Origin of the sequence: Lysinibacillus sp. IITD104 (assembly GCF_036698265.2) — a bacterium.
In the GTDB taxonomy this organism is placed as follows: domain Bacteria; phylum Bacillota; class Bacilli; order Bacillales_A; family Planococcaceae; genus Lysinibacillus; species Lysinibacillus boronitolerans.
In genome coordinates, this window is the sequence record NZ_JBAHYH020000001.1 from 1,286,230 (window position 1) to 1,311,821 (window position 25,592).

Genomic DNA, 25,592 nt, shown 5'->3' on the forward strand with positions numbered 1-25,592 from the left:
AAGCACACTAGTTGCTTCCTTTTTTGCATTATAGAATGATTAAATCTTTCGGGAATTTTGTTAATACCTCAACGCCATCTTTTGTTACGACAACATCATCCTCAATACGTACGCCTGTTACATCTGATTTATAAATGCCAGGCTCAATCGTAAAGACCATACCTTCTTCCATCGTCATCTCATTAGCACCTGTAACAGATGGGAATTCATGCACAGAAATACCAAGACCATGTCCAAGGCGGTGCGTGAAATAGTCACCATAACCAGCCTCTGTGATTGTATCACGTGCAATTTTGTCTAAGTCCATCGCACGAACACCTGGCTTTACTGCTGCGACAGCATTTGTGTTGGCAGCTAAAACAGTTTGATAAATTTCTTTTTGAGCTTCACTTGGCTCACCAAAAGCAACAGTACGTGTAATATCTGAGCAATAGCCATCGTAAATAACGCCAAGGTCAAATAGTACCATATCACCTTTTTCAATTTTACGTGCACCTGGCTTCCCATGAGGAGAGGCAGTTTTTGGACCACTCAATACCATTGTTTCAAAAGACATTTTACAGCCTTTATCTTGAATGGCACTTTCGATCGCTGTTAGGATTTCCATTTCTGTTTTACCTTCAGCAATTTCCTTGCAACCGATTTCAATTGCATAATCAGCCAACTCTGCAGCCTTACGTAATTTTTCTAATTCACTTTCATCTTTGATTACGCGCATCGCATTAATCTTTTCATCAAGACGCACAAAGCTAGCTTGAGGGAAAGATTGCTGTAAAGCTTCCAAGCGCTCAACAATGAGTTGAGCTTTTTCAATTGCAAATGTAGCTGGGGTGATTTGGCGTGCTACGATCGCTTGAGCAAGAACTTCCATCGAATTTTCTGTATCTTGATGGCCGATTACCTCATAGGACCATCCAGCAGCCTTTGCATCTGGAATCTCCATTTGTGGACAAATTAGAAAAGGCTCCGCATCTTTAAAAATCATCACGCCTAGTAATCTTTCATGTGGATTACTTTTAAAGCCTGAAACGTAAAAAACATTGTCAGGTGTTGTTACGAATGCTGCATCGATATGATTTTGCTGCAAGTAACGTTGGATTTCTTCAACCTTTGACATCAATATGTCCTCCTTTTATTGCATGGGAAATTTTACGTAAGAAAGCTTCGACTGCCTAAAAAAGTAGCGAGGATTCTTATCTAGTACTGAATAATTGTGCTCTAACGGGGTATAAGGCTGTTAGAGAATACTACGATTATTCTCTGTACAAGCATATCAAAAAAAGGGAAAAAGCGCATGGGTAGCGAATTAAAATGTTGGACTGTACTTTGTTAAATGAGGAGGATTTTAGATGAAAATAAGTTATCACGGGCATTCAGTTGTCAAAATTCAAACAAATGGAAAAACGATATTAATTGACCCTTTTATTAATGGCAATGGGCAAACAGATTTAAAAGTGGCTGACGAAGCACCAGATATTATTTTACTTACACATGGGCATAATGATCATGTTGGAGATACAGTAGAATTAGCGAAGAAAAAAGATGCGTTAGTCATTGCGCCAAATGAACTGGCTAATTGGATTTCTTGGCAAGGTGTAAAAACACACCCAATGCATATAGGTGGAGCGAAGGAATTTGACTTCGGTAAAGTAAAATTTACACAAGCCTTTCATGGATCTTCTTATGTAACAGAAAATAACGAAATAATTTATATGGGCATGCCTGCTGGAATTTTATTATTTATTGAAGGATTAACGATTTATCATGCAGGCGATACGGCTCTTTTTGGTGATATGAAACTCATTGGTGAACGCCATCCGATTGATATTGCATTCTTACCTATTGGTGATAATTTTACAATGGGGCCAGAGGATGCAGCCTGCGCAGTTTCGTTTTTAAAGCCGAAAATTGTTGTACCGATTCATTACAATACATTCCCACCAATTGAGCAAGATCCACAAATTTTTGCAGATTTAGTGCAAAATACAGAAGTTCAAATTTTGAAAGCTGGAGAAAAAGTAAACTGTTTCTAATCGTTGGTAATGCTGTACTATATGAATTGACACCACGCTGGTAGTTGAAATGATGGGGAAAGTTAAACAATATCATCACTTTATATTAAATATTTTCTTAAAAAATATGGTACACTAAGAGCAGAATTGAAGCTTAGGAAATAGGTGATATTTTGTCTACAAAACATGAGAAAATTTTACAATACATCGAATCACTACCCGTGGGCGATAAAATTTCAGTACGTCAAATAGCAAAAGAAATGCAAGTGAGTGAAGGGACGGCTTATCGTGCCATAAAGGAAGCTGAAAATCGTCGCTTAGTAAGTTCTATTGAACGTGTTGGAACAATTCGTATTGAGAAAAAAAAGAAAGAAAATATTGAGCGCTTAACTTTTGCAGAAATTGTCAATATTGTAGATGGCCAAGTTTTAGGTGGAAAATCAGGTCTACATAAAACACTAACAAAGTTTGTTATCGGTGCTATGCAATTAGAGGACATGATGCGCTACACAGATGCAGGTAGCTTATTAATTGTTGGTAACCGTATTAAAGCGCACGAAAATGCCCTTCGCGCGGGTGCAGCTGTTTTAATCACTGGCGGTTTTGATACGACGGAAGATAATAAGTTGCTTGCAGATTCATTAGATTTACCAATCATTTCAACAAGCTACGATACGTTTACAGTAGCAACGATGATTAACCGGGCAATCTATGACCAATTAATCAAAAAAGATATTCTATTTATTGAAGACATCTATGTTCCAATGACTGACACTGCAGCATTAAAAAATGATGAAACAATTCATCATTTCCACAAGTTGAATGAACGTACGACCCATGGTGCATTTCCTGTTGTCACGCATCAAAATAAACTGGTCGGTATGATCACTGTAAAAGACGTCATTGGTCGTGAAGAAAATGAGCTTATTGAAAAAGTAATGACGAAAAATCCGATTGCAGGCTCCATGAAAATGAGTGTCGCTTCTGCAGGGCATCGAATGATTTGGGAGGGGATTGATCTCTTACCAATAGTAGATGATGATAATATTTTACAGGGTGTTATTAGCCGTCAAGATGTACTGAAGGCGTTGCAATTAGCACAAAGACAGCCACAGCATGGTGAAACGATTGATGATTTAGTGAAAAATGAAATGAAAGTACTAGGCGATGAAGAACTCATTGTTGAATTTAAAGTCACACCACAAATGACCAATCAATATGGGGCAATTTCATACGGAGCTTTTACAACTTTGCTTGCTGAGGTCGGCTCATTTGCATTAAAACGTCGAAAACGTGGAGATGCAGTGGCGGAGAATATGACTATTTACTTTATTAAACCAGTTCAAATGGAAAGTACGCTTACTGTTAAGCCTCGGATTTTAGACATGAGTCGTAAGTTTGTGAAAATGGATTTTGAAGTGTATAATCAACAAATACTTGTTGGTAAGGCAATGATGATGTTCCAACTATTAGAACGTTAAGTATTGAAAAGGGATGGCCTAGCGCAATTGCTTGGTCATCCCTTTGTTACATATATTATTGATTAATGCGGAATTCTTCCTCAACAAATTGTCCATAATGGCGTGCTTTTTTTATATTTTCTACAATAACTAAGATGCCGAGCGCGACAAGAATTGCTACAATAATAAATGTAAATAAGCCCGGGAATAAATAAGCTTGATTTAAAGCAAATGACAAAATTAAGGAACCTAAGCCGATGTTCGCCTTGCTTTTATACCAATTTTTGGCAATTGGTAATGGAGAACGGAACTGTTTTGTTTTAAAATAAAAATAAAAAACAAAAGATATGATTATCGCAAACACAAATATTAAATTGAGCATAGTAAACCTCCTAGCATAACTAGACATTATTGTAACGATAATTATGTAAAAATGCTAACGGTTCTTACTATCATTTTGGGGGAAATTATTGTGAAAAGACAAATCATCGACACAATTGAGGCCAATGAAACCATCATTATTCATCGTCATGTACGTCCAGATCCTGATGCTTATGGCTCACAGCAAGGTTTAAAAGAGATTATTTTAGCCAATTATCCTGAGAAAAAGGTTTTTGCTGTAGGGGAACATGATGCCTCGTTATCTTTTATGGCGCAGCCTGATGAAATAGCGGATGAAGTGTATGACAATGCATTAGTCATTGTCACAGACACTGCTAATACAGAACGTGTTGACGACCAACGCTACACAAAAGGGAAAATGGTGATAAAAATTGATCATCATCCAAATGATGATGCTTATGGTGATCTTTTATGGGTGGATACAACAGCAAGCTCTTGTAGTGAAATGATCTATGAATTATATGAAGAAGGCAAGGAAGTAGCAAACTGGAAACTTTCAGATGCTGCTGCACGCTTATTATTTGCAGGAATAGTAGGCGATACAGGTAGATTCCAATTCCCGAGTACAACAGCTAAAACATTTAAAGTTGCTGCGGACCTGATTACATATGATTTTGATCGAAATCAACTATTTGATGGCATGTACGAAATGGAGCAAAAGTTACTTAATTTACAAGGCTATATTTATCAAAACTTTACAATGGATGAGCATGGAGCTGCCTATGTGAAGCTAACAAAAGAATTACTAGCAGAGCATGATACTGTGCCATCTGAGGCCTCTTTATTAGTAGGCTGCCTTGGCAGTGTGAAAGATATATGCTCGTGGGTTGTTTTCATTGAAGAAGGGGATCAAATCCGTGTACGTTTACGTTCAAAGGGGCCCGTTATCAATACTTTAGCGAAAGAATTTAATGGTGGCGGACATCCGCTTGCTTCTGGTGCTACTGCCTATTCATGGGAAGAAGCAGACCTCGTTATTGCAAGATTAAAAGAGATTTGTAAAGCGTATCATTAACAAAGAAAAGGAAGGGATTCATTTGACACATGTATATACAAAGATGCATACGAGCGCGGATTTATTGAAAAGCACAATTCGGCTTGAGCAATTGATTCCTTTTTTACAAGAACAAAAGACACAAGCCTGTGCAATCGTTAATACGAAATTGTACGGGCTTTTGCCTTTTTGTAAAGCATTGCAGCAAGCAAATATCCATGCGGTCATTGGGCTTTCGGTTAACGTTCAATGGCGTGACAAAACCCTTCCCCTCGTCCTGTATGCGCAGACACAGGAAGGCTATCAACATTTATTAAAGATTAGTAGTGCGATTTCAATTAGACAAGATGATGTGCTGCCTTGGAAGTGGCTTGAGGGGTATTCAGCAGGCTGTATAGCTCTACTTTCTTCAGACGATTTAGCAGGTCTAGATGACTGGCAGGCAATGGTTTCTGCTTTGGTCCAGCTATTTAACCATCATTTCTATATGGGGATTGCTAGACCTGGAGGGATAAAGGCTGAACAGGAAGATGATATCGTTTTCTGGTGTGAAGAACAGGCCATTACACTTGTAGCCTCTCAAAGCTGTTATTTTTTGCGTCCAGAAGATCATTTTGCTTATGAAGTAGCAAGAGCAATTGATACAGGAGAAAAGCTTGGTACTACTATGCAAACAGCTGATGTACAGGGCTATTTTGCCCCAACAGCATACGAATGGCAACATTGGTTTGCTGATCGTCCAGATTGGCTTGATGCCAGTACGAAAATGCTCGCTTGCTGTAGAGCTGAAATACCAAAAATGCCTGTTCAAATGCCTAAATTTCCTGTACCTGAAGGGGAAACGGCTGAACGCTTGCTTGCTAAAGAAGCATTTACTGGATTAGAAGAGCGATTTAAGCAACTGGCAATACCTGTTGCTTATCATGAACGACTACAATATGAGCTTGAAATTATTTGTTCTATGGGCTTTGCGGACTATTTTTTAGTTGTGGCAGATTTCATGCGTTATGCTAAAGAAAATCGAATTTTGACGGGACCAGGACGTGGTTCCTCAGCAGGTTCCCTTGTGGCATATAGTCTTTCGATTACACAAGTAGATCCACTTGCCTATGGTTTATTATTCGAACGCTTTTTAAATCCTGAAAGAATCACCTTACCTGATATTGATATCGATTTTGTTGATAGTAAAAGACATCAAGTCATTCAGTATGTTGCCCAAAAATATGGTAAAGCAAATGTTGCGCAAATTATTACATTTGGAACATTGTCTGCAAAAGCAGTAGCCAGAGATGTTGCGCGGGTATTTGGCTTTGATGCAGAGATGCTAGAAAAAATTTCGAAGATGATTCCAAATAAGCCGGGAATTACATTACAAAGAGCTGTAGCTGAGTCACAGGTCTTTCAAGGCTGGCTAGCGGAGAATGATAAGCATATGCGTTGGTACGAGGTAGCGTTAAAATTGGAGGGGCTACCAAGAAATTCCTCTACACATGCAGCTGGTATTGTCATCGCTCCATCGCCTTTAGTGAATACTGTACCGATTGAAGAAGGGCATGATGGTATTTATAGTACGCAATGGCCAATGGGAGATATTGAAGCATGTGGTCTCGTTAAAATGGATTTTTTAGGCTTGCGCAATCTCACTATTTTAGAGCAAATACGTTGGTCAATTTATAAAGCCGGTGGCCCTTGGATAGAATTTGAAAGAATCCCTATGCATGATGACAAGACGTTTCAGCTATTACAAAGAGGGGATACGTTGGGGATCTTTCAATTAGAATCAGACGGTATGAAGCAAGCCTTACGTGATATCGGTCCTACGAGTTTTTTAGATATTGTTGCTGTAAATGCGCTTTATCGTCCAGGTCCAATGGATTTTATTCCTGTCTATGCAAAACGGAAAGCCGGCAGAGAAATGGTATCGATGCCACATCCAGTGCTAGAGCCTATTTTACAAGAGACCTTTGGTGTGATCGTTTATCAAGAACAAATTATAAAAATTGCATCAGTACTGGCTGGCTTTACTATGGGACAGGCAGATTTACTTCGCCGTGCAGTGAGTAAAAAAAATCGACAAGTTTTAGAGGAGCAACGTACTGCATTTGTTCATGGGGCGCTACGTCAAGGCTTTGACCAGCGTGTAGCTGAAGAGGTCTACGAATTGATCGTACGCTTTGCGGATTATGGTTTCCCTAAAAGTCATGCTGTGGCCTATAGTGTTATTTCCTATCAAATGGCTTATTTAAAGGCGCATTTCCCTCAAAGTTTTTATGCAGCGTTATTATCGAATGCAACGGGAAATATAGAAAAGATTCAACAACTTGTCCATGAGGCAAAAGATAAGGGCATCCCATTTTATCCACCTTCTTTAAAAAACAGTACGAAGTATTTTACTGTAGAAAATGAAGGCATTCGCTACAGCTTATCAGGAATTAAAGGTGTGCCTCATACATTTATAGAAAAAATGCATGGACTCCGTCAAACAAATCCAGAAGTATTAAATAACCTATTTGATCTGGCTGTTGCCTTAAGTGCGCAGCATTTTAAGCCAAAAGTGTTGGAATCATTGATATATGCTGGAGCGCTTGATTATCTAGAAAAGGATAGAGCAGTCCTCATCATGACAGTAGATGCAGCTTTGAAACACGCGGAACTTTTAAGGCCTACTGAAGATATCGATTTGGCATCAGCAATGGCATTTAGTTTTGGGAAGCCAAAATATATGCAGGCAGAAGCAATGTCCGAGAAGGAAAAATTGATGCATGAAAAAGAGAGCTTGGGCTTTTATATTTCTACCCATCCAGTCGCGCAGGAAAGACTATACTGGGCGGATATCAATTGTACTTGCCGAGAGTTAAAGCAGAAGCGTGATGGCTCCTCCATAAAAATGCTTGGTCTGATTGAAGAAGTGAAGAAAATCCGTACAAAAAAAGGTGAGCAAATGGCCTTCGTTCAGCTACAGGATGAGTTTGGTACGGTTTCTATTACATTTTTTCCACAAACTTTTCAATTGGTCCAAGACCTGCTGTTAGAGGAGGAAATGCTGTTGATTGATGGTGTTTTAGAAAGACGTTTTGGCAAGCCACAAATCAAAGTAAAACATGCGCAAACGACGAAAAAGATATAAAATAAAACAAGAATTTAGAAACTGCATTAAATTTTATGCAGTTTTTTCTTTACTTTTGAACAGTTATTTTGTAAGCTAGAGTCAACGTTAAAAAGTGGTCAGACCACTTTTTTGATAAGGGGAGTTAGTCGTATGGATAAAAAAACCGAACAAAAAAAAGTGTTTTTAGAAATCGTCCAACAACTACGTCAACTCATTAAAATGGAAAAAATTCAAGCAGGTGAGAAACTACCTTCAGAACGAGTTCTATCAGAGCGTCTAGGTGTCGGGCGATCCTCTGTGAGAGAGGCTTTGCGAAGCTTAGAGTTGCTAGGACTTATTGAAACGAGACATGGTGGTGGTACTTTTCTTGCGTCCACACATAAGCATCAGCTCGTAGAAATACTGTCGATGTTTATATTAGAAGATGAAAAATCAAAAAAAGATGTCGAATTGACGCGACAAATTCATGAAATGGAAGCAATTCGCGTAATAAGTTGTACAGAGACTCTTCGCACACTACCTGTGTGGGATAGTTTTTTTGTGAAACTAGAGATAGAAGGTACAATTAATTGTCGAGATATTTTACGAGAACTATTAATTACGACAGGTAATCGTCTTTCGTTAAAAATCTGGTTTCAATTAGCAGCTTATGATGGCGACCGTTTAAATCGAAACTCAACAGAAGATGAAAAATTAATCATTCAAACGATGTTGAAATCGATGCAGCTTGGTTACGAAAAAGAAGCATTAAAAGCTTATGAGCAGTGGATGAGTACTGTACAGAGCATTTAAACAACAACAAAGGGGGAGTCGAACATGGCAATACGTAGCTTATTTAGTGGTAATCGAAAAAAGAAAGAGGACGGGCAAGAAAAGGCATTTCCAGAAGGATTAATGACGAAATGTCCTGAATGTCGTCACATTCAATTAACAAAGGAATTAGAAAAAAATCATAAAGTATGTACAAAATGTAGTCATCATTTCAAAATGACAGCACAAGAGCGTGTGGCATATTTCTTAGATGAAGGTTCATTCGAATCCATGGATGATCATTTACAAACAAGTAATCCCCTTAATTTCCCAGCATATGTTGAAAAAATTTCAGCAGACCAAGAGAAAACAGGCTTGAACGAGGCTGTCCTAACAGGTGTTGGTACGTTAGATGGTGAAGAAATTGTCGTAGCGATTATGGATTCGCACTTCCGTATGGGGTCAATGGGCTCTGTTGTTGGTGAAAAAATTACAAGAGCAGTAGAAAAGGCTACAGAACTAGGTGTACCATTTATTATCTTTACCGCTAGTGGCGGTGCCCGTATGCAAGAGGGCGTATTATCGTTAATGCAAATGGCGAAAACTAGTGTGGCATTAAAACGCCACAGTGATCAAGGCTTATTATTCATTTCTATCCTAACACATCCAACAACAGGTGGAGTTTCCGCAAGCTTTGCTTCTGTTGGTGATATAAATATTGCAGAGCCACAGGCATTAATTGGCTTTGCAGGGCGTCGGGTAATTGAAGAAACGGTACGAGAAAAACTGCCAAGTGATTTCCAAACAGCAGAATTTTTATTAGAGCATGGTCAGCTTGATGCCATTTTCCATCGCAAGGATTTACGTAAACAAGTTTCTTTACTTGTAAAAATGCATACGAAAGGCGGCGTACAACATGTCTAAAAATTTAGCATTTGAAGAACCAGTCGTACAATTACGTGAGAAAATTGATGAATTAAAAACAATTGCTGCTGAAGCAGAAGTAGATATGTCTGGTGAAATCGAAAAGCTTGAAACACGTTTATCACAATTAGAGCAATCGATTTATGCCAATATGAAGCCGTGGGATCGTGTGCAAGTAGCAAGACATCCAGAAAGACCTACAACGCTTCAATATATTGAAGCAATGTGTGAAGATTTTATTGAATTACATGGTGATCGTACATTTGGTGATGATGCAGCCATTCTTGGTGGGATTGCCATTTTCGAAGGGCAACCAGTAACAATTATTGGACATCAACGTGGTAAGTCTACTAAGGAAAATATACGTCGTAATTTTGGTATGCCTCATCCAGAGGGGTATCGAAAAGCACTACGCTTGATGAAGCAAGCTGAAAAATTCAAACGACCAATTATTTGTTTTATTGATACAAAAGGTGCTTACCCAGGGAAAGCTGCTGAAGAACGTGGTCAAAGTGAAGCAATCGCTAGAAATCTTGTAGAGATGGCTGGCTTAACTGTACCTGTAATTAGTATCGTTATTGGTGAAGGAGGAAGTGGTGGTGCACTAGCATTAGGTGTAGCAAACCGTGTCTTTATGCTCGAAAACTCGACTTACTCTGTTATTTCGCCAGAAGGAGCAGCATCTATTTTATGGCGGGACGGTAGTCTGGCTAAGCAGGCAGCAGAAGCAATGCGTATCACAGCACCCGATTTGAAAGAACTTGGTGTAATTGATGGCATTATTCCTGAAATTATTGGTGGAGCACATCGCAATGTAGCAAAACAGGCCCTTTCTATTAAAGAATGCATTAGTGACACACTTCATGCATTAAATTCTTTAAATGGAGAACAATTAGTTGAAGATCGCTATGAAAAATTTAAAAAAATTGGACAGTATACAGAAGTGTAAATCTGTTTGTTAACAGATGATTGTTCTTTACCTTTACAGTGTATAAAAATCTAAAGCAATAAATTTGCTCGTTAAGAGACAAAATTTGTATCTTAACATATTAAAAAGCTATAAAAATTAAAGAAGATAATAGCGCATAATGAACGCCAGACTTCTTGAAAAAATGTTAGATTTAGGATGTTTTTAGGTGGAAAGAGTGTGTGAAAGCGCATTCTTTTCATTTTTTATGTAAAAGTTATGTTTTTGTATCCTCAGAACCCTTACATAGTTTGTTTTTTCATGTTAATGTGAATAATAATAGTAACTGCAGGAGGTTCGACAATGAAAAAAATTGCTGTATTAACTAGTGGTGGAGATGCGCCTGGAATGAACGCAGCTATTCGAGCGGTTGTTCGTAAGGCAGCATTTCATGGAATCGATGTTGTCGGAATTAAGCATGGTTATGAAGGCTTAGTAAAAGGTTATATGGAAGAACTTGATTTAGGTGCAGTTGGTGGTATTATTCAACGCGGTGGAACGCATTTGAATTCGGCAAGATGCCCAGAATTTAAAGAGGATGCTGTCCAGCAACGAGGAATTGAGAATTTACGAGCTGCTGGTATTGAAGGACTTGTTGTCATTGGTGGTGACGGGTCATATCGAGGAGCCATGGATTTAGTAAAAAAAGGCTTCCCTGTTGTAGGTGTGCCTGGGACAATCGACAATGATATTCCAGGAACGGAATATACGATCGGCTTTGATACAGCCCTAAATACAGTCGTAGAATCCATTGATAAAATCCGAGATACCGCTACATCGCATGAAAATTCATTCATTGTAGAGGTCATGGGACGTGATGCAGGAGATATCGCTTTATGGGCAGGTCTCGCTGCTGGTGCTGAAACTGTATTAATTCCAGAAGAAGATTATAATTTAGACGATATTGTCGCACGCTTAGATCGTGGTGCTGCACGTGGTAAAAAGCATAGTATTATTATTGTTGCAGAGGGCGTTATGTCAGGAAGTGAGCTGGCAAAACTGTTGAAAGAAAAGACTGGAAAAGAAACACGGGTTTCAGTGTTAGGTCATATTCAACGTGGTGGATCACCTACAGCAAGAGATCGTGTATTAGCAAGTCAGTTTGGCGCACATGCAGTTGAATTACTTATGGAAGGCAAAGCTGGTAGAGCGGTAGGTATTCGCAATCATCAAGTCATTGATTATGATATGCCAGAGGCTTTTGAAAAGAATCATGAGGCAGATGTAAGCCTTTATACACTAATGAAAGAACTATCAATATAATTTGTTATAAAACGGAGTGGGCAAAAATGAGAAAAACAAAAATCGTATGTACAATTGGACCTGCAAGTGAGTCACCAGAAACTTTAGAAAAATTAATCGAAGCAGGTATGAACGTTGCCCGCTTGAATTTTTCACATGGATCTCATGAAGAACATGCAGGGCGTATTCATTTAATTCGTGAAGTGGCACAAAAATTAAATAAACCAGTGGGAATTTTACTTGATACAAAGGGACCGGAAATTCGTACACACAACATGAAAAATGGCGAGCTTCATTTGTCAGCAGGTCAGGTAATTGATATTTCAATGACAGAGGTAGAAGGTACTGAGACGAGCTTCTCTGTTACTTATGAGCGCTTAATTGAAGACGTTGAGCAAAATTCGATTATTTTACTTGATGATGGATTAATTCAACTACGTGTATTAGCAACGGATATGGAAAAAGGATTAATTCATACCATTGTTGAGAATGCTGGCGTTCTAAAAAATAAAAAGGGTGTTAACGTACCAGGTGTTTCTGTACAACTACCAGGTATCACAGAAAAAGACGCACAAGATATTTTATTTGGTATCGAACAAGGTGTCGATTTTATTGCCGCTTCATTCGTTCGTCGTGCAAAAGATGTCCTTGAAATTCGTGAATTGCTTGAACAAAATGGTGGTAGTCATATTCATATCATCCCAAAAATTGAAAACCAAGAGGGTGTCGATAATATCGATGAAATCATCCTGGTATCTGACGGTTTAATGGTTGCTCGTGGAGATCTTGGTGTTGAAATTCCTGCAGAAGAAGTACCACTTGTACAAAAGAAATTAATTCTAAAATGTAATCAAGTTGGTAAACCGGTCATTACGGCAACACAAATGCTAGATTCCATGCAGCGTAACCCACGACCAACACGTGCAGAGGCAAGTGATGTAGCCAACGCAATTATTGATGGGACAGATGCGATTATGTTATCTGGTGAAACTGCAGCGGGTCTTTATCCAGTAGAATCAGTACAAACGATGAATAAAATTGCACAACGCACTGAAAATTCATTAGATTATAGATCAATTGTTTCTGCACGTAGTCGTGAGAAAGAAGCCAATATGACGGAGGCAATTTCTCAAGCAGTTGCTTATACTTCTATCAATTTAGGGGTGAAAGCCGTATTAGCACCAACTGAAAGTGGTAATACAGCGAGAATGATTGCAAAATATCGACCAGGAGTGCCAATTGTAGCCGTAACAGGCTCTACAAATACAGCTCATACATTAACACTTGTATGGGGCGTATACCCAATTGTGTGTCAACGCGTGACAACAACAGATGAAATTTTAGAACTAGCTGTGGATGAAAGCTTGAAGCATGGCTTTGTTACACACGGAGACGCTGTTGTCATTACAGCAGGTGTACCTGTAGGTGAAGCGGGTACAACAAACTTAATGAAAGTACACATTATTGGTGATTTACTTGCACGTGGACAAGGGATCGGAAAAGCATCAGTTGTTGGTAAAACAGTGGTTGCTAAAAATGCTGCTGAGGCACTTGCCTACGATACAGACGGATGCATCCTTGTAACAGTCGGTTCAGATCGTGATATGATGCCTGCTTTAGAAAATTGTGTTGGTCTAATTACTGAAGAAGGTGGGCTTACTAGCCATGCAGCAGTTGTAGGGTTAAGCCTAGGTATACCAGTTATCGTTGGTGTAAAAGAAGCAACTACATTAATTCGTCATGGTCAAGAAATTACAATGGATGCTGAAACAGGTGTTATTTACAAGGGGCATGCAAGTGTTCTTTAATTATTAACAAAAAAGCTCTAGTGCGGTTTGTTGTACTAGAGCTTTTTCATAAGGGTTGTACACACTATTTCTGGAAACTACTAATTTCTACCTTTAACAGAAGTTGCTTTCTCTTAGAATAGGTGTATTCATTTTTTTATGAAACTAATCGGGCTATAATAACGTATAAAAGGTATAGCTTTTCAAGTAGAAAGGAGAAAAATATGCGAAAAATTTTTCTTGGTTTCATTGTCTACGCATTAGCCGAATTGGCGTTATTAATAGTCATTGGACAAAATATTGGTGTTTTAAGTACATTATTGCTCATTATTGCTACGAGTGTTATTGGGATTTATGTCATGAAAAATAAAGGTATGAACTCTGTTCAAAATGTGAAAAATACATTAGCACGCGGAGAAGCACCAGGAGCTGCATTAGTGGATACTTTCTTAACTTTTGGTGGTGGTTTGCTTTTAGCGTTACCTGGATTTTTAACAGATGCCCTAGGTTTACTCCTACTCATGCCATTTTCTCGAAAAATGTTCCAACCCATTGTCTATTACTGGATGCGTAAAAAAATGAAAAAGGGCCAATTCATCATCGTTCAAAGATAGAGTTTTCCTTTAGTTTTACAGCTAGAAATAAAAAGATAGGGCTCAGTAATATACCATAAAAACCAAATAATAGAATAGAGGCAGCGCTGATAAAGAATGTATGGAACGTGCGTAGCTGAAGCGTATTGGACCAAAGCATCGAATCGGCTAGCTGCCTTGTTAATTGTACAAATAAATATAGTAGTAAAATGGCTACACATAAAAAGGTATTGCCATTGAAATAAAAATAAATGCTCATTGGCACAAGAAAAACGCCGATCCCGAAAAACGGTAGTACATCTGCAAATGCTACAATAAATGCTTTAATGATGGCTTGTTCAAATTGTAGGATCATAAACCCTGCACAAAGAATGAGTAGGGTAATCGTAAATAATTGAAACTCCACAAACAAGAAATAATGAAAAAGTTGCATGATTTTTGCAAAATGGGATTGCCACTCTTGACGATATTTTTTAGGCACATACTGAAAGAACCAATAGCGTGATTTACGTGTTTCTAGAAGCGCAAAGTAATAAGCGACCAAAAAGATGAAAACCTCAATGACATGCTTCATTAATAATTGGAAAAGATCTGCTGTATATACGAAGATGGAATCGAAAATGGACAGTGATTTTTCTTTTAAAACTTGTACAAACATGGATTCATATTCACTGAAAAGCGGGAAATTTTGTAATGTATCTCTAATTTCTGGGAAAATGACGATAATACTGTTAATAGATATGACAACTAGCAGAAAAATACATGTTAATATTAATACTTCCACAATAATGGCTGCAATCCAATACGCTATCCTACAATATTTATGTAAAAAATTTATGATAGGATACGTAGAAAATGATAAAAAAATCGCGAGTGACACAGGTAAAACAAACCAAAGTATGACTAAATAAAAAATAAACAGCAAAATACTTGTAGTTCTTTCGTATGAAAAATACTTTAAATTCCTCATTTTTACAAATTCACCCCAAACCAATTGATAAATTAATGTCAAAATATACAAAAAAATCTCTTTAGGACAATTATATAGTCGTTCGGACGTCTTTTTCTTTATTTGGAGGATTTTCATTCACAAAGCTGTCAAAAATGATTATAATAGCAATGTAAGCGATTTACTTAATGGTTCATATGAGCAAAATTCGTAAATGCAACATAAAAAACGCATTTGCAACAAAAAAATAAGTATGAGGGAGCGATAATTTATGTCAGCAACTAAAGGTTTAGAAGGTATCGTAGCAGCGGAATCTAAAATCAGTTCAATTATCGATGACACACTTACATATGTTGGTTACAACATTGATGATTTAGCAGAAAATGCGTCATTCGAAGAGGTAATTTACTTGTTATGGCATACTCGTTTACCAAAAGCGGACGAGCTAGCTGAACTAAAACAACAATTGGCAGACAACATGTCAATTCCGCAAGCGATTGTCGACCAATTTAAAACATACCCACTTTCAACTGTACATCCAATGGCTGCATTGCGTACTGCAGTATCTTTACTTGGTGTATTCGATGAAGAAGCGGATGTTATGGATCCAGAAGCAAACTACCGTAAAGCAATTCGTCTACAAGCTAAAATTGCAACAGTAGTAACTGCATTTGCACGTGTTCGTAAAGGTTTAGAGCCAGTTGCGCCAAAACCAGAATTAGGATATGCGGCAAACTTCTTATACATGCTAAAAGGTGAAGAGCCAGAAGCTATTGAAATTGAAGCATTTGACAAAGCATTAGTGTTACACGCTGACCATGAATTAAATGCATCTACATTTACAGCACGTGTATGTGTAGCTACATTATCTGACGTTTATTCAGGTGTAACTGCAGCGATCGGTGCATTAAAAGGACCACTTCACGGTGGAGCAAATGAGCAAGTTATGAAAATGTTAACTGAAATTGGCTCACTTGAAAATGTTGAATCTTATATTCAAAATAAATTAGACAACAAAGAAAAAATCATGGGCTTCGGTCACCGTGTATATCGTAAAGGCGACCCTCGTGCTCCGCATTTACGCGTTATGTCTAAAAAATTAACTGAACTAACTGGTAAACCAGAGCTTTACGAAATGTCAGTTAAAATCCATGACATGATCGTAGAACAAAAGAAATTGCCTGCAAACGTAGATTTCTTCTCTGCGTCAGTGTATGATTCTTTAGGTATTGATCATGACCTGTTCACACCAATTTTCGCAGTATCACGTACTTCAGGTTGGGTGGCACATATCCTTGAGCAATATGCTAATAACCGCCTAATCCGTCCACGTGCTGAGTATGTTGGACCAGGCATGCAAAAATATGTTCCAATCAGCGAGCGCTAATTTGGAAAATATGCTAGAATGTTTGGGACTGTGTTATCACTAACACAGTCCTATGATTATGAATTTAGGAGGCAACAGAATGTCAAACAAAATTGTAGTTGAAAATGGCGTACTTAATGTACCAAACAATCCAGTAATTCCTTTCATCGAAGGTGATGGAATTGGTCCAGATATCTGGGCTGCAGCATCACGCGTAATCGACGCAGCTGTAGAAAAAGCTTACAACGGTGAAAAGAAAATTGAATGGTTAGAAGTTTTAGCTGGTGAAAAAGCATTTAACCAAACTGGTGAATGGTTACCACAAGAAACTTTAGACAAAATTAACGAATACTTAATTGCAATCAAAGGTCCTCTTACTACTCCAATCGGTGGTGGTATCCGCTCTCTAAACGTAGCGTTACGTCAACAACTTGACTTATATGTATGCTTACGTCCAGTACGTCACTTTGATGGAGTGCCTTCTCCAGTTAAACGCCCAGAAGACGTTGACATGGTTATCTTCCGCGAAAACACAGAAGACATCTATGCTGGTATCGAATTCGAATCTGGCTCTGAACAAGCTCAAAAAATCATCAACTTCCTACAAACTGAATTTGGTGTAAACAAAATCCGTTTCCCAGAAACATCTGGTATCGGTGTAAAACCTGTATCTAAAGAAGGTACTGAGCGTTTAGTACGTTCTGCTATTGAATATGCAATTAAACATAAACGCCCATCTGTTACTTTAGTTCACAAAGGTAACATCATGAAATTCACTGAAGGTGGATTCAAAAAATGGGGTTATGAATTAGCAGAAAAAGAATTTGCTGATCAAACATTCACTTGGAACCAATACGATGCAATCAAAGAAGAGCAAGGTGAAGAAGCAGCAAACAAAGCACAAGCTGACGCACTTGCAGCTGGTAAAATCTTAGTTAAAGATTCTATCGCTGATATCTTCTTACAACAAATCTTAACTCGTCCAACTGAGTTCGATGTAGTAGCTACAATGAACTTAAATGGTGACTATATTTCTGATGCTCTAGCTGCACAAGTTGGTGGTATTGGTATCGCTCCAGGCGCGAACATTAACTATGTAACTGGCCATGCGATCTTTGAAGCTACTCATGGTACAGCACCAAAATATGCTGGTTTAGATAAAGTAAACCCATCTTCAGTATTACTTTCAGGTGTATTAATGCTTGAGCACTTAGGATGGCAAGAAGCTGCTGACATGATCACTCAATCTGTTGAGAAAACAATTTCTTCTAAAGTTGTTACTTATGACTTCGCACGTTTAATGGACGGCGCTACAGAAGTGAAATGTTCAGAATTCGCTAATGAGTTAATCAAAAACCTATAATTTTCTATTCTACAATAGAATTTATCGCTAAAGCGGATGCTTTTTTCTGCCGATATAATTAGGGTGAAAGTAAATTTTAATTTAATATTTACGATAAACTTGTTTAATCGAGGGAGTGAGATGGATGTCTCCTCCCTCTTTTAAAATATATAACCTAATTTTAAAGGAGCGTATTCAAATGTCTCTGAAACGTAAAAAAATCTCAGTAATCGGTGGCGGTTTTACAGGCGCTACTGCAGCATTTTTAGCAGCTCAGAAAGAACTTGGTGACGTTGTATTAGTGGATATTCCACAAGCAGAAAACCCAACAAAGGGAAAGGCACTAGATATGTGGGAAGCAGCACCAATACAAGGATTTGACTCTTATGTACAAGGTACTTCCAATTATGCAGATACGGCGAATTCTGACGTAGTTATTATTACCGCTGGTGTTGCACGTAAACCAGGCATGAGCCGTGATGACCTTGTTCAAATCAATCAGGGTGTGATGAAAACTGTTTCAAAAGAGATTGCTACGCATTCACCAAATGCTACAATCCTTGTACTGACAAACCCAGTTGATGCCATGACTTACACAGTATACAAAGAAACTGGCTTCCCTAAAAATCGTGTTATTGGTCAATCGGGTGTTCTTGATACGGCTCGTTTCTGCGCATTTGTGGCAGAAGAACTTAAGATTTCAGTGAAAGATATTACTGGTTTTGTATTAGGTGGTCACGGTGATACTATGGTGCCATTAACACGTTATTCATTTGCTGGTGGCATTCCGCTAGAAACACTTATTTCTGCTGAACGTTTAGAGGAAATTGTTGACCGAACACGTAATGGCGGAGCAGAAATTGTTAACTTACTTGGAAACGGCTCTGCCTATTATGCGCCTGCTGCGGCATTAATAGAGATGGCTGAAGCTATTGTAAAAGACCAAAAACGTATTTTACCATCTATCGCTTATTTAGAAGGTGAGTATGGCTATCATGACTTATACTTAGGTGTTCCTACTTTACTTGGCGAAAACGGTATTGAAAAAATCTTTGAGCTAGAATTAACGGACAAAGAAAAAGCAGCTTTAGATCAATCGGCAGAAGCAGTTCGTAATGTGATGAAAATTTTAGTGTAAAATATCAGTCTGAAACTTAAAGCGAGTAGGGAATGTCCCTGCTCGTTTTTTTATGTTTTATGTGTCTAGAAAGGTAAGGATCTTCTGCTTTTCATTGTACTTTTAGCATAAAATTGATACTATGAATGTAGTATGATAGAAAAGGGGTTGGCGTATCTTTGCTTCAAAAAAATAGTAAACTTGGTCTCACAATCGATGAAATTACAGTTGGCGAGAAAATCCATATCACTGAAAAAATTGAAGATAGGGATTTATTGCTTTATTTAGGGCTTACAAACGATAGTAATCCGCTTTATATTCAACATGATTATGCGGCTATGACACCTTTTCAAAAGCCAATTGTGCCGACGATTATGTTAAATGGTATTATTACATCAGCTGTGTCAAAGTATATTCCAGGACCAGGTGCACGAATTATTGAGCAACATTTAAAATATTTAGGACCTCTCTATCATTATGAATTGTTCGATACGCTATTAGAGGTTACAGCAATCAATAAATATGACAATACCATCACTGTATCTGTCCACTCATATAATGAGCAGAAACAGCTTGTAATTGAAGGTTTATTGCTTGTAACTCCACCACTTGCGCTATAGACGTCTTGAGATTTGAAATGGGGGTTTCAAATCACTAACGGAGGCATTAGACATGACAAAAACGATTTTAGTAATTGAAGATGAATTTTCGATTGCAACATTATTGAAATATAATTTAGAACAGGCAGGCTATGTAGTGGAAACGGCTGCTGATGGTCAGGAAGGGCTTGAAAAAGCAATCGACTTACAGCCAAATTTAATTCTTTTAGATTTGATGCTTCCAAAGCTCGATGGTATGGAGGTCTGTAAACAAATACGACAGCAACGTATGAATACGCCAATTATTATGCTAACTGCTAAAGATGACGAATTTGATAAAGTTCTTGGTCTTGAGCTGGGAGCAGATGATTACATGACAAAGCCCTTTAGTCCTCGTGAAGTTTTAGCGCGTGTCAAGGCTGTATTAAGACGTTTCACGCAAAACGTTGTGGCAGATGATAAGGATGAGGCGCAGGAAAAAATGTATGAGTTTGGACAGCTGCGAGTGTACCCAGAGCGATTTGAAGTATTTTTACAGGATGAGGCACTGGAATTTACCCCAAAGGAGTTTGAGTTACTCATCTATTTACTTGAAAATAAAAATCGTGTATTAACACGTGATCAGCTATTAAGTGCTGTATGGAAATATGATTTTGCTGGCGATACTCGAATTGTGGATGTACACATTAGCCACCTTCGCGATAAAATTGAAGAAAATAGCCGTAAGCCGATGTTTATTAAAACAATTAGGGGCCTTGGTTATAAATTTGAGGAGCCGAAAACGACATGAAATCAATGAGCAACCGCTTATTTTTGACATTCATGCTTTTACTTGGAACGATATTAGCTGTCCTAATGATTGTTATAGGTCAGCTTTTTCCTGTTTATATCGAGCAATATAACGAGCAAGCAACCACTGAAATACGGGCATCAATGGACCAAGTAATCGATGAACGCAAAATGGATTTAACGAAGGAAGATCAGGAAGCCTTGTATGCAGCCCAAGCTATGGAACGAGATGAATCCTTATTGAACTATGTACGTGCACGCCTTTATGGAGTGCTGGCTATTCTCTTCACAATCACGTTGATATTAATAGCGATTATAAGTCGTTATATGATACGTAACTTTACTGCACCGATTGATAATGTGACAGAAACTGCCCTTGAGCTTGCAAAGGGGAACTATCGTGCGCGTGCTCAAGAGAATGAACATGAACGCATGATACCGCTGAGTCATTCCATAAACATATTGGCACGGAATTTGCAAGATATTACAACGATCCGTGAAGTAGAGGAAGAAAGACTAAAGACCTTAATTGAAAATATGGGAAGCTCTCTCATGATGATTGGACGAGAGGGGAATATTTCCATTGTGAATCGTGTATTTCTGGAGCGCTTTGGAATGCAGCTTGATGATGTACAGGGGAAGGTATTTCGTACAATAGGCTTACCGAAATCATTAGAGCAATTTATCGATCATGTCTTTCTGACAGAAATGCCGTATCGACAACAAATTAAAATGGAAGTACAGCAGGAGCTATATAATAAAGAAGTCTATGGAGCACCTGTTATCGGGGATCATGGACGATGGCTAGGCGTTGTCATCGTTATGCATGATATAACGGAACTAGTTCGATTAGAACAAATTCGGAAAGACTTTGTTGCGAATGTATCACATGAATTACGCACACCGATTACATCTATTAAAGGCTTTTCAGAAACTTTATTGGATGGGGCCTATAAAGACGAGAAAATGCTGATCTCTTTCTTAGAGATTATTTATAAAGAAAGTAATCGACTCCAAATGCTAATTCAAGATTTACTAGAACTATCAAAGATTGAGCAGCATGGCTTTACTGTCAATATTATGCCGATGGGCTTGCAGGATGTTTTAATTCGTGGAGCGGAATTGACAGCACCGCGATTGGATGAAAAAAATATGAGCTTCCAGGTGGATATCGAACGAGATGTCCAGGTTATGGGGGATGCCAATCGTATTATTCAAATCGTGACGAATTTAATTACCAATGCGATTACATATTCTCCTGAAAATACGACTGTTTCTATTCGATTAAAGGAAAATGAAACACATGGTATTATCGAAATAGAGGATCAAGGGATTGGGATTGAAAAACATGAAATTGCACGCGTTTTTGAAAGATTTTATCGGGTGGATCGAGCGAGAAGTCGTAATTCTGGTGGAACAGGCTTAGGGTTAGCAATTGTTAAGCATTTAGTAGAGGCTCATCATGGCCGAATTCAAGTAGAAAGTGAAGTCGGCATAGGAACTAAAATGATTGTCATGATTCCGAAAAATTAACAAATCCTTTACATGAACAACATGTTATATTCATATTTGGGCACTATACTTATTTCTAGAAACCCCCAATATGATTGTTAAGACGATGACCATAAAAATCTAATAGAAGATTTTTAACTGCTTTATATTCCCCACAGAAAGAATTTAGTGTTTTTTAAACACTAGGTTCTTTTTCTGTTTTACAGGGAACGTAAATAGGTGTATAGTATAGTAGCATAAAGTTTAACAACGATCTTACCTGCGATTGTCTGTTAGACGAACGCTTTGACAGTCAGTGAATCAACCTTCTTATCATTCGAAATGTGTTTTCCTGACTGTTAAGGCAGAGAAATAAATGAGAGAAGGATGACCATGAAAATCGTCAAAAGTATCGTGCAAATCGGCTATCTTTACATCCTATTATTAATCGGAAATACTATTGCACGCCTACTTCACTTGCCGATTCCAGGGAGCATAATAGGACTCGTCCTATTATTTTTACTGTTACAGTTTCATATAATTAAGCTTGAATGGATTGAATTAGGAGCAGCCGTACTATTAAGTGAACTCTTGTTATTCTTTATTCCATCTGCCATCGGTGTTATTGATTATCATGCCTTATTTGGTGTGCAAGGAATGAAGGTTGTGCTGGTCATTGTTGTGAGTGCAATTGTGGTAATGTTTGTAACGGGCTATACAGCACAATGGCTAGAGCAGCGGAAGAAGGGTGATGCTGTATGACTTTATTAATCGCCATTGTCAGCTTACTTGGGACCGTTGCTATTTTTTATATTTGTAAAATGTTTTATAAAAAATATAAAAAAGAATGGCTGACACCTATGCTCATTACACCTTTAGTCATTATAGGTATTTTACTACTGACAGGTGTATCTTATAAATCCTACAATGCTGGAGCGAATGTCTTAACAAATTTACTAGGACCAGCAACCGTTGCGTTTGCCGTTCCTATATATAAAAATGTCAACCTATTAAAAAAACACGCATTTGAAATTTTCATCAGCATTGCTGTTGGTTCTGCGGTTGCTATTGTGTCATCCTTTATGATGGCTCTATTGGTGGGCTTAAATGATGAGTTGGTACATAGTTTAGTGCCACGTTCCGTAACAACACCTATTGCGATGGATATTTCCAATATGATTGGTGGTTCTCCTACGCTTACAGCTGTTTTCGTTATGACGACTGGTATTTTAGGAAGCTTGTTAGCACCAATCGTAATTAAAATATGTCGTTTCCACAGACCTTCATCTAGAGGCTTAATGCTTGGTATGGGTGCCCATGGAACGGGTACATCTAAAGCATTTGAATTTGGAGAGCTAGAAGGTACATTTGCTAGTCTAGCGATGATTGTTGCTGCATTAATTAGCATTGTATTATCCACTACCATTTTCCCAGTATTTGAACATCTGGTTATTAATATCCTGTTGCCATAAAAGGTAACAGGATTTTTTTACTTTAAAAAAGCTTCTACAAAGCGTAAGATACAGAAGATTCTCTCCCTTTCAATCATTATATGAAAATATTTTGAAACTTTTTATAAAGGTTCACCGTAAACAATAGTACTAAGCAAAAGGAGGAACAGACATGAGTGTGAAAAGGACACTAATGATTGTTGGACTTGGAATATTTGGAATTATTGCACTTATTACAGTTTTTACTTCATGGTACACGGTAGATGAATCAGAGCAAGCTGTTGTTATTACATTTGGTCGTGCCGATGATACAGTAACAAATCCAGGTCTTCATTTTAAATTACCTTGGCCCGTCCAATCCGTTGAAATTTTGTCAAGAGAAACCTTTAGTTTGCAATTTGGCTATAAGCAAAATAAAGCAGGTGAGTTAGAGGCATACGACGCCGAAACGAAAATGATTACAGGGGATGAAAATATTGTATTAACAGACCTTGTTGTTCAATGGAAAATTACAGAGCCTAATAAGTTTTTATTTAATTCGCAAGATCCAGAAAGAATATTACATAGCGCGACATCGAGTGCCATACGTTCTATTATCGGCAGTTCTTCTATCGATGCAGCGTTAACAGAAGGTAAAGCTGACATCGAAGCAAATACTCGTCAATTATTAGTTTCACTTATTGAAAAATACGATATTGGAATAAGCGTTTTAGGTGTCAAATTGCAAGATGTAGAATTGCCCAATAAAGATGTGCGTGCAGCATTCACTGCTGTAACAGATGCACGTGAAATGAAAAATACAAAAATAAATGAAGCTGAAAAATATGAAAACCAACGCATTAGTGAAGCTGAAGGCGAACGTGATGCTATTATGTCGAAAGCAAAAGGAACTAAAACAGCCCGTATAGAGCAAGCACAAGGGGATGTAGCTGTCTTTAATAAAATGTATGAGCAATACAAGGGCAATCAGCAAATTACACGAGAGCGGTTAATTATTGAGACGCTTGAAAATGTCCTACCGAAAGCACAAATTTACATTATGAATGATGATGGTAGTACGATGAAGTATTTACCACTTCAGCAACTACAGCCTCAACAGTCGCCACAGACACAAACAGAGAAAAAAGAGGGGAGCGGTAACTAATGGACCAAAAAAATAAGGATCTAGAAAAATTCCTCAATTTCTTATCTGGCAAAAGTAAAAAAGCTGCTCCTTCAGAAGGTGATTCGGGAGACAATGTAGTTAAAATGTCGAAGAAAGGACCGAAGAATCCTAAAAAATATATCTCTCTAGCTGTAACATTAACGGTCCTATTCGCTCTAGCGATTACTTTATTAACGAATATTTATATAGTTAAAGAATCAGAGTATGCTGTTGTTCGGCAGTTTGGAGAGGTTGTTAAGTTTGAGCGTGAACCAGGTTTAAATATGAAAATTCCTTTTATTCAAAGTGTCACAAAGTTACCAAAAAACCAAATGACATATGAGATTTCGGAAGAAGAAATTAATACAAAGGATAAAAAACGAATTATTATTGATAATTATGCTGTATGGCGTATTACGGATCCTAAGCTATTGATTTCGAATGCTGGTACGATAGAAAAAGTTGAATCACGTATGGAAGAGTTCATTTATTCTGTTATTCGCTCTGAACTTGGCCGAATTAACTATACTGAGATTATAAATGATGAGGATTCTTCTCGAGGCAGCATAAACGATCAAGTAACAGAACGTGTGAATGAACTTCTTTCCAACGATAACTATGGTATTGAAGTAGTAGATGTACGTATTCGTCGCATTGATTTACCAACTGAAAATGAGCAATCCGTTTTTATGAATATGATTTCAGATCGTGAATCAATTGCCCAAAAGTATTTGTCAGAAGGAGATGCACAGAAACGTCGTATTGAGGCACAAACGGATCAACACGTACAAGAAATGCTTGCTAAAGCAAGTAAAGAAGCTGCTTTAATTCAAGCTGAAGGAGAAGCAGAGGCTGCAAAGATTTACAATAAATCTTTCTCTCAAGATCCTGAATTTTATTCTTTATACCGCACATTAGAATCCTATAAGAAAACGGTTGGGGAAGATACAGTTATTATCTTGCCAGCTACTTCACCATATGCCAACATCTTGTCTGGTTATATAAAATAAACACAGTTTAAAGTCGTCTCAGTCTTGAAAGAGACGACTTTTTTGTTGCAATAGGATTATAATTATCCATGAAATCGAATTATTGTAGTATGAA

The 25,592-nt window shown here is 37.9% G+C and carries 23 protein-coding genes; 20 read left to right on the forward strand and 3 right to left on the reverse strand.

Annotation, left to right across the window (positions count from 1 at the left end; translation table 11 throughout):
• Positions 1-28 precede the first annotated feature (28 nt).
• Entirely contained in the window at positions 29-1,117 is a 1,089-nt protein-coding gene (locus tag V1L66_RS06540) for a Xaa-Pro peptidase family protein (protein WP_016994812.1), read from the reverse strand.
• A 232-nt stretch (positions 1,118-1,349) separates the two neighbouring features.
• On the opposite strand from V1L66_RS06540, the gene V1L66_RS06545 reads away from it, so the two are divergent.
• Both V1L66_RS06545 and V1L66_RS06550 read left to right on the forward strand, forming a co-directional pair.
• On the forward strand, positions 1,350-2,033 hold the full coding sequence (locus V1L66_RS06545; protein WP_016994815.1) for a metal-dependent hydrolase: 684 nt from the start codon (positions 1,350-1,352) through the stop codon (positions 2,031-2,033).
• 152 nt (positions 2,034-2,185) lie between these two features.
• A complete protein-coding gene (locus tag V1L66_RS06550) occupies positions 2,186-3,493 on the forward strand; it encodes a DRTGG domain-containing protein (protein WP_016994817.1) in 1,308 nt (435 codons plus the stop codon).
• Positions 3,494-3,548: 55 nt separating this feature from the next.
• On the opposite strand, the gene V1L66_RS06555 is transcribed toward V1L66_RS06550, so the two are convergent.
• Positions 3,549-3,854: a YtpI family protein gene (locus tag V1L66_RS06555; protein WP_036078350.1), complete on the reverse strand. Its 306-nt coding sequence runs from the start codon at positions 3,852-3,854 to the stop codon at positions 3,549-3,551.
• Positions 3,855-3,944: 90 nt separating this feature from the next.
• On the opposite strand from V1L66_RS06555, the gene V1L66_RS06560 reads away from it, so the two are divergent.
• The 8 genes from V1L66_RS06560 (at position 3,945) to V1L66_RS06595 (ending at position 14,261) form a co-directional block, all read left to right on the forward strand.
• Positions 3,945-4,889, forward strand: a complete 945-nt coding sequence (locus V1L66_RS06560) for a bifunctional oligoribonuclease/PAP phosphatase NrnA (RefSeq protein ID WP_026023552.1) — start codon at positions 3,945-3,947, stop codon at positions 4,887-4,889.
• 22 nt (positions 4,890-4,911) lie between these two features.
• Positions 4,912-7,995 (forward strand): DNA polymerase III subunit alpha, encoded by a 3,084-nt coding sequence (dnaE, locus tag V1L66_RS06565; protein ID WP_333005055.1) that lies wholly within the window; start codon positions 4,912-4,914, stop codon positions 7,993-7,995.
• Positions 7,996-8,127: 132 nt separating this feature from the next.
• Entirely contained in the window at positions 8,128-8,769 is a 642-nt protein-coding gene (locus V1L66_RS06570) for a FadR/GntR family transcriptional regulator (RefSeq protein WP_036078346.1), read from the forward strand.
• 24 nt (positions 8,770-8,793) lie between these two features.
• The gene (gene accD, locus V1L66_RS06575; protein WP_016995344.1) at positions 8,794-9,651 is read left to right on the forward strand and encodes an acetyl-CoA carboxylase, carboxyltransferase subunit beta; all 858 of its coding nucleotides are present in this window, start codon (positions 8,794-8,796) and stop codon (positions 9,649-9,651) included.
• Complete coding sequence (locus V1L66_RS06580) at positions 9,644-10,600, forward strand: acetyl-CoA carboxylase carboxyltransferase subunit alpha (RefSeq protein WP_004226227.1); 957 nt, start codon at positions 9,644-9,646, stop codon at positions 10,598-10,600. Before accD ends, V1L66_RS06580 begins: the two co-directional genes overlap by 8 nt.
• Before the next feature lie 321 nt (positions 10,601-10,921).
• Complete coding sequence (pfkA, locus tag V1L66_RS06585) at positions 10,922-11,881, forward strand: 6-phosphofructokinase (RefSeq protein ID WP_036078344.1); 960 nt, start codon at positions 10,922-10,924, stop codon at positions 11,879-11,881.
• A 26-nt stretch (positions 11,882-11,907) separates the two neighbouring features.
• Positions 11,908-13,668 (forward strand): pyruvate kinase, encoded by a 1,761-nt coding sequence (pyk, locus tag V1L66_RS06590; protein ID WP_016995426.1) that lies wholly within the window; start codon positions 11,908-11,910, stop codon positions 13,666-13,668.
• Between the two features lie 203 nt (positions 13,669-13,871).
• Entirely contained in the window at positions 13,872-14,261 is a 390-nt protein-coding gene (locus tag V1L66_RS06595; protein WP_016995427.1) for an FxsA family protein, read from the forward strand.
• Here the strand turns inward: V1L66_RS06595 and V1L66_RS06600 are convergent.
• Positions 14,245-15,210 carry an AI-2E family transporter gene (locus V1L66_RS06600; RefSeq protein ID WP_176408499.1) on the reverse strand — a complete coding sequence of 322 codons (966 nt, stop codon included), beginning with the start codon at positions 15,208-15,210 and terminating at the stop codon, positions 14,245-14,247. The genes V1L66_RS06595 and V1L66_RS06600 overlap by 17 nt on opposite strands.
• A 250-nt stretch (positions 15,211-15,460) precedes the next feature.
• Between V1L66_RS06600 and citZ the strand changes: the two genes are divergently transcribed.
• The 10 genes from citZ to hflC all read left to right on the forward strand — a co-directional run bounded on the left by citZ (position 15,461) and on the right by hflC (position 25,498).
• Positions 15,461-16,576, forward strand: coding sequence for a citrate synthase (gene citZ, locus V1L66_RS06605; RefSeq protein WP_016995478.1), 1,116 nt, complete (start codon positions 15,461-15,463; stop codon positions 16,574-16,576).
• 79 nt (positions 16,577-16,655) lie between these two features.
• A complete protein-coding gene (gene icd, locus V1L66_RS06610) occupies positions 16,656-17,918 on the forward strand; it encodes an NADP-dependent isocitrate dehydrogenase (RefSeq protein ID WP_016995477.1) in 1,263 nt (420 codons plus the stop codon).
• Between the two features lie 178 nt (positions 17,919-18,096).
• Positions 18,097-19,035 (forward strand): malate dehydrogenase, encoded by a 939-nt coding sequence (gene mdh, locus V1L66_RS06615; RefSeq protein WP_036078340.1) that lies wholly within the window; start codon positions 18,097-18,099, stop codon positions 19,033-19,035.
• A gap of 158 nt (positions 19,036-19,193) precedes the next feature.
• A complete protein-coding gene (locus V1L66_RS06620; RefSeq protein WP_004226245.1) occupies positions 19,194-19,634 on the forward strand; it encodes a MaoC/PaaZ C-terminal domain-containing protein in 441 nt (146 codons plus the stop codon).
• A gap of 52 nt (positions 19,635-19,686) precedes the next feature.
• Positions 19,687-20,403: a response regulator transcription factor gene (locus V1L66_RS06625; protein WP_016993215.1), complete on the forward strand. Its 717-nt coding sequence runs from the start codon at positions 19,687-19,689 to the stop codon at positions 20,401-20,403.
• Positions 20,400-21,935: a two-component system histidine kinase PnpS gene (gene pnpS, locus V1L66_RS06630; protein WP_036078337.1), complete on the forward strand. Its 1,536-nt coding sequence runs from the start codon at positions 20,400-20,402 to the stop codon at positions 21,933-21,935. The genes V1L66_RS06625 and pnpS overlap by 4 nt, the downstream gene beginning before the upstream one ends.
• A gap of 351 nt (positions 21,936-22,286) precedes the next feature.
• A complete protein-coding gene (locus tag V1L66_RS06635; protein ID WP_016993213.1) occupies positions 22,287-22,655 on the forward strand; it encodes a CidA/LrgA family holin-like protein in 369 nt (122 codons plus the stop codon).
• Positions 22,652-23,365 (forward strand): LrgB family protein, encoded by a 714-nt coding sequence (locus V1L66_RS06640; protein ID WP_036078335.1) that lies wholly within the window; start codon positions 22,652-22,654, stop codon positions 23,363-23,365. Before V1L66_RS06635 ends, V1L66_RS06640 begins: the two co-directional genes overlap by 4 nt.
• A 151-nt stretch (positions 23,366-23,516) precedes the next feature.
• Entirely contained in the window at positions 23,517-24,488 is a 972-nt protein-coding gene (gene hflK / locus V1L66_RS06645) for an FtsH protease activity modulator HflK (RefSeq protein WP_036078332.1), read from the forward strand.
• Positions 24,488-25,498 (forward strand): protease modulator HflC, encoded by a 1,011-nt coding sequence (gene hflC / locus V1L66_RS06650; protein ID WP_016993209.1) that lies wholly within the window; start codon positions 24,488-24,490, stop codon positions 25,496-25,498. Before hflK ends, hflC begins: the two co-directional genes overlap by 1 nt.
• Positions 25,499-25,592 lie beyond the last annotated feature (94 nt).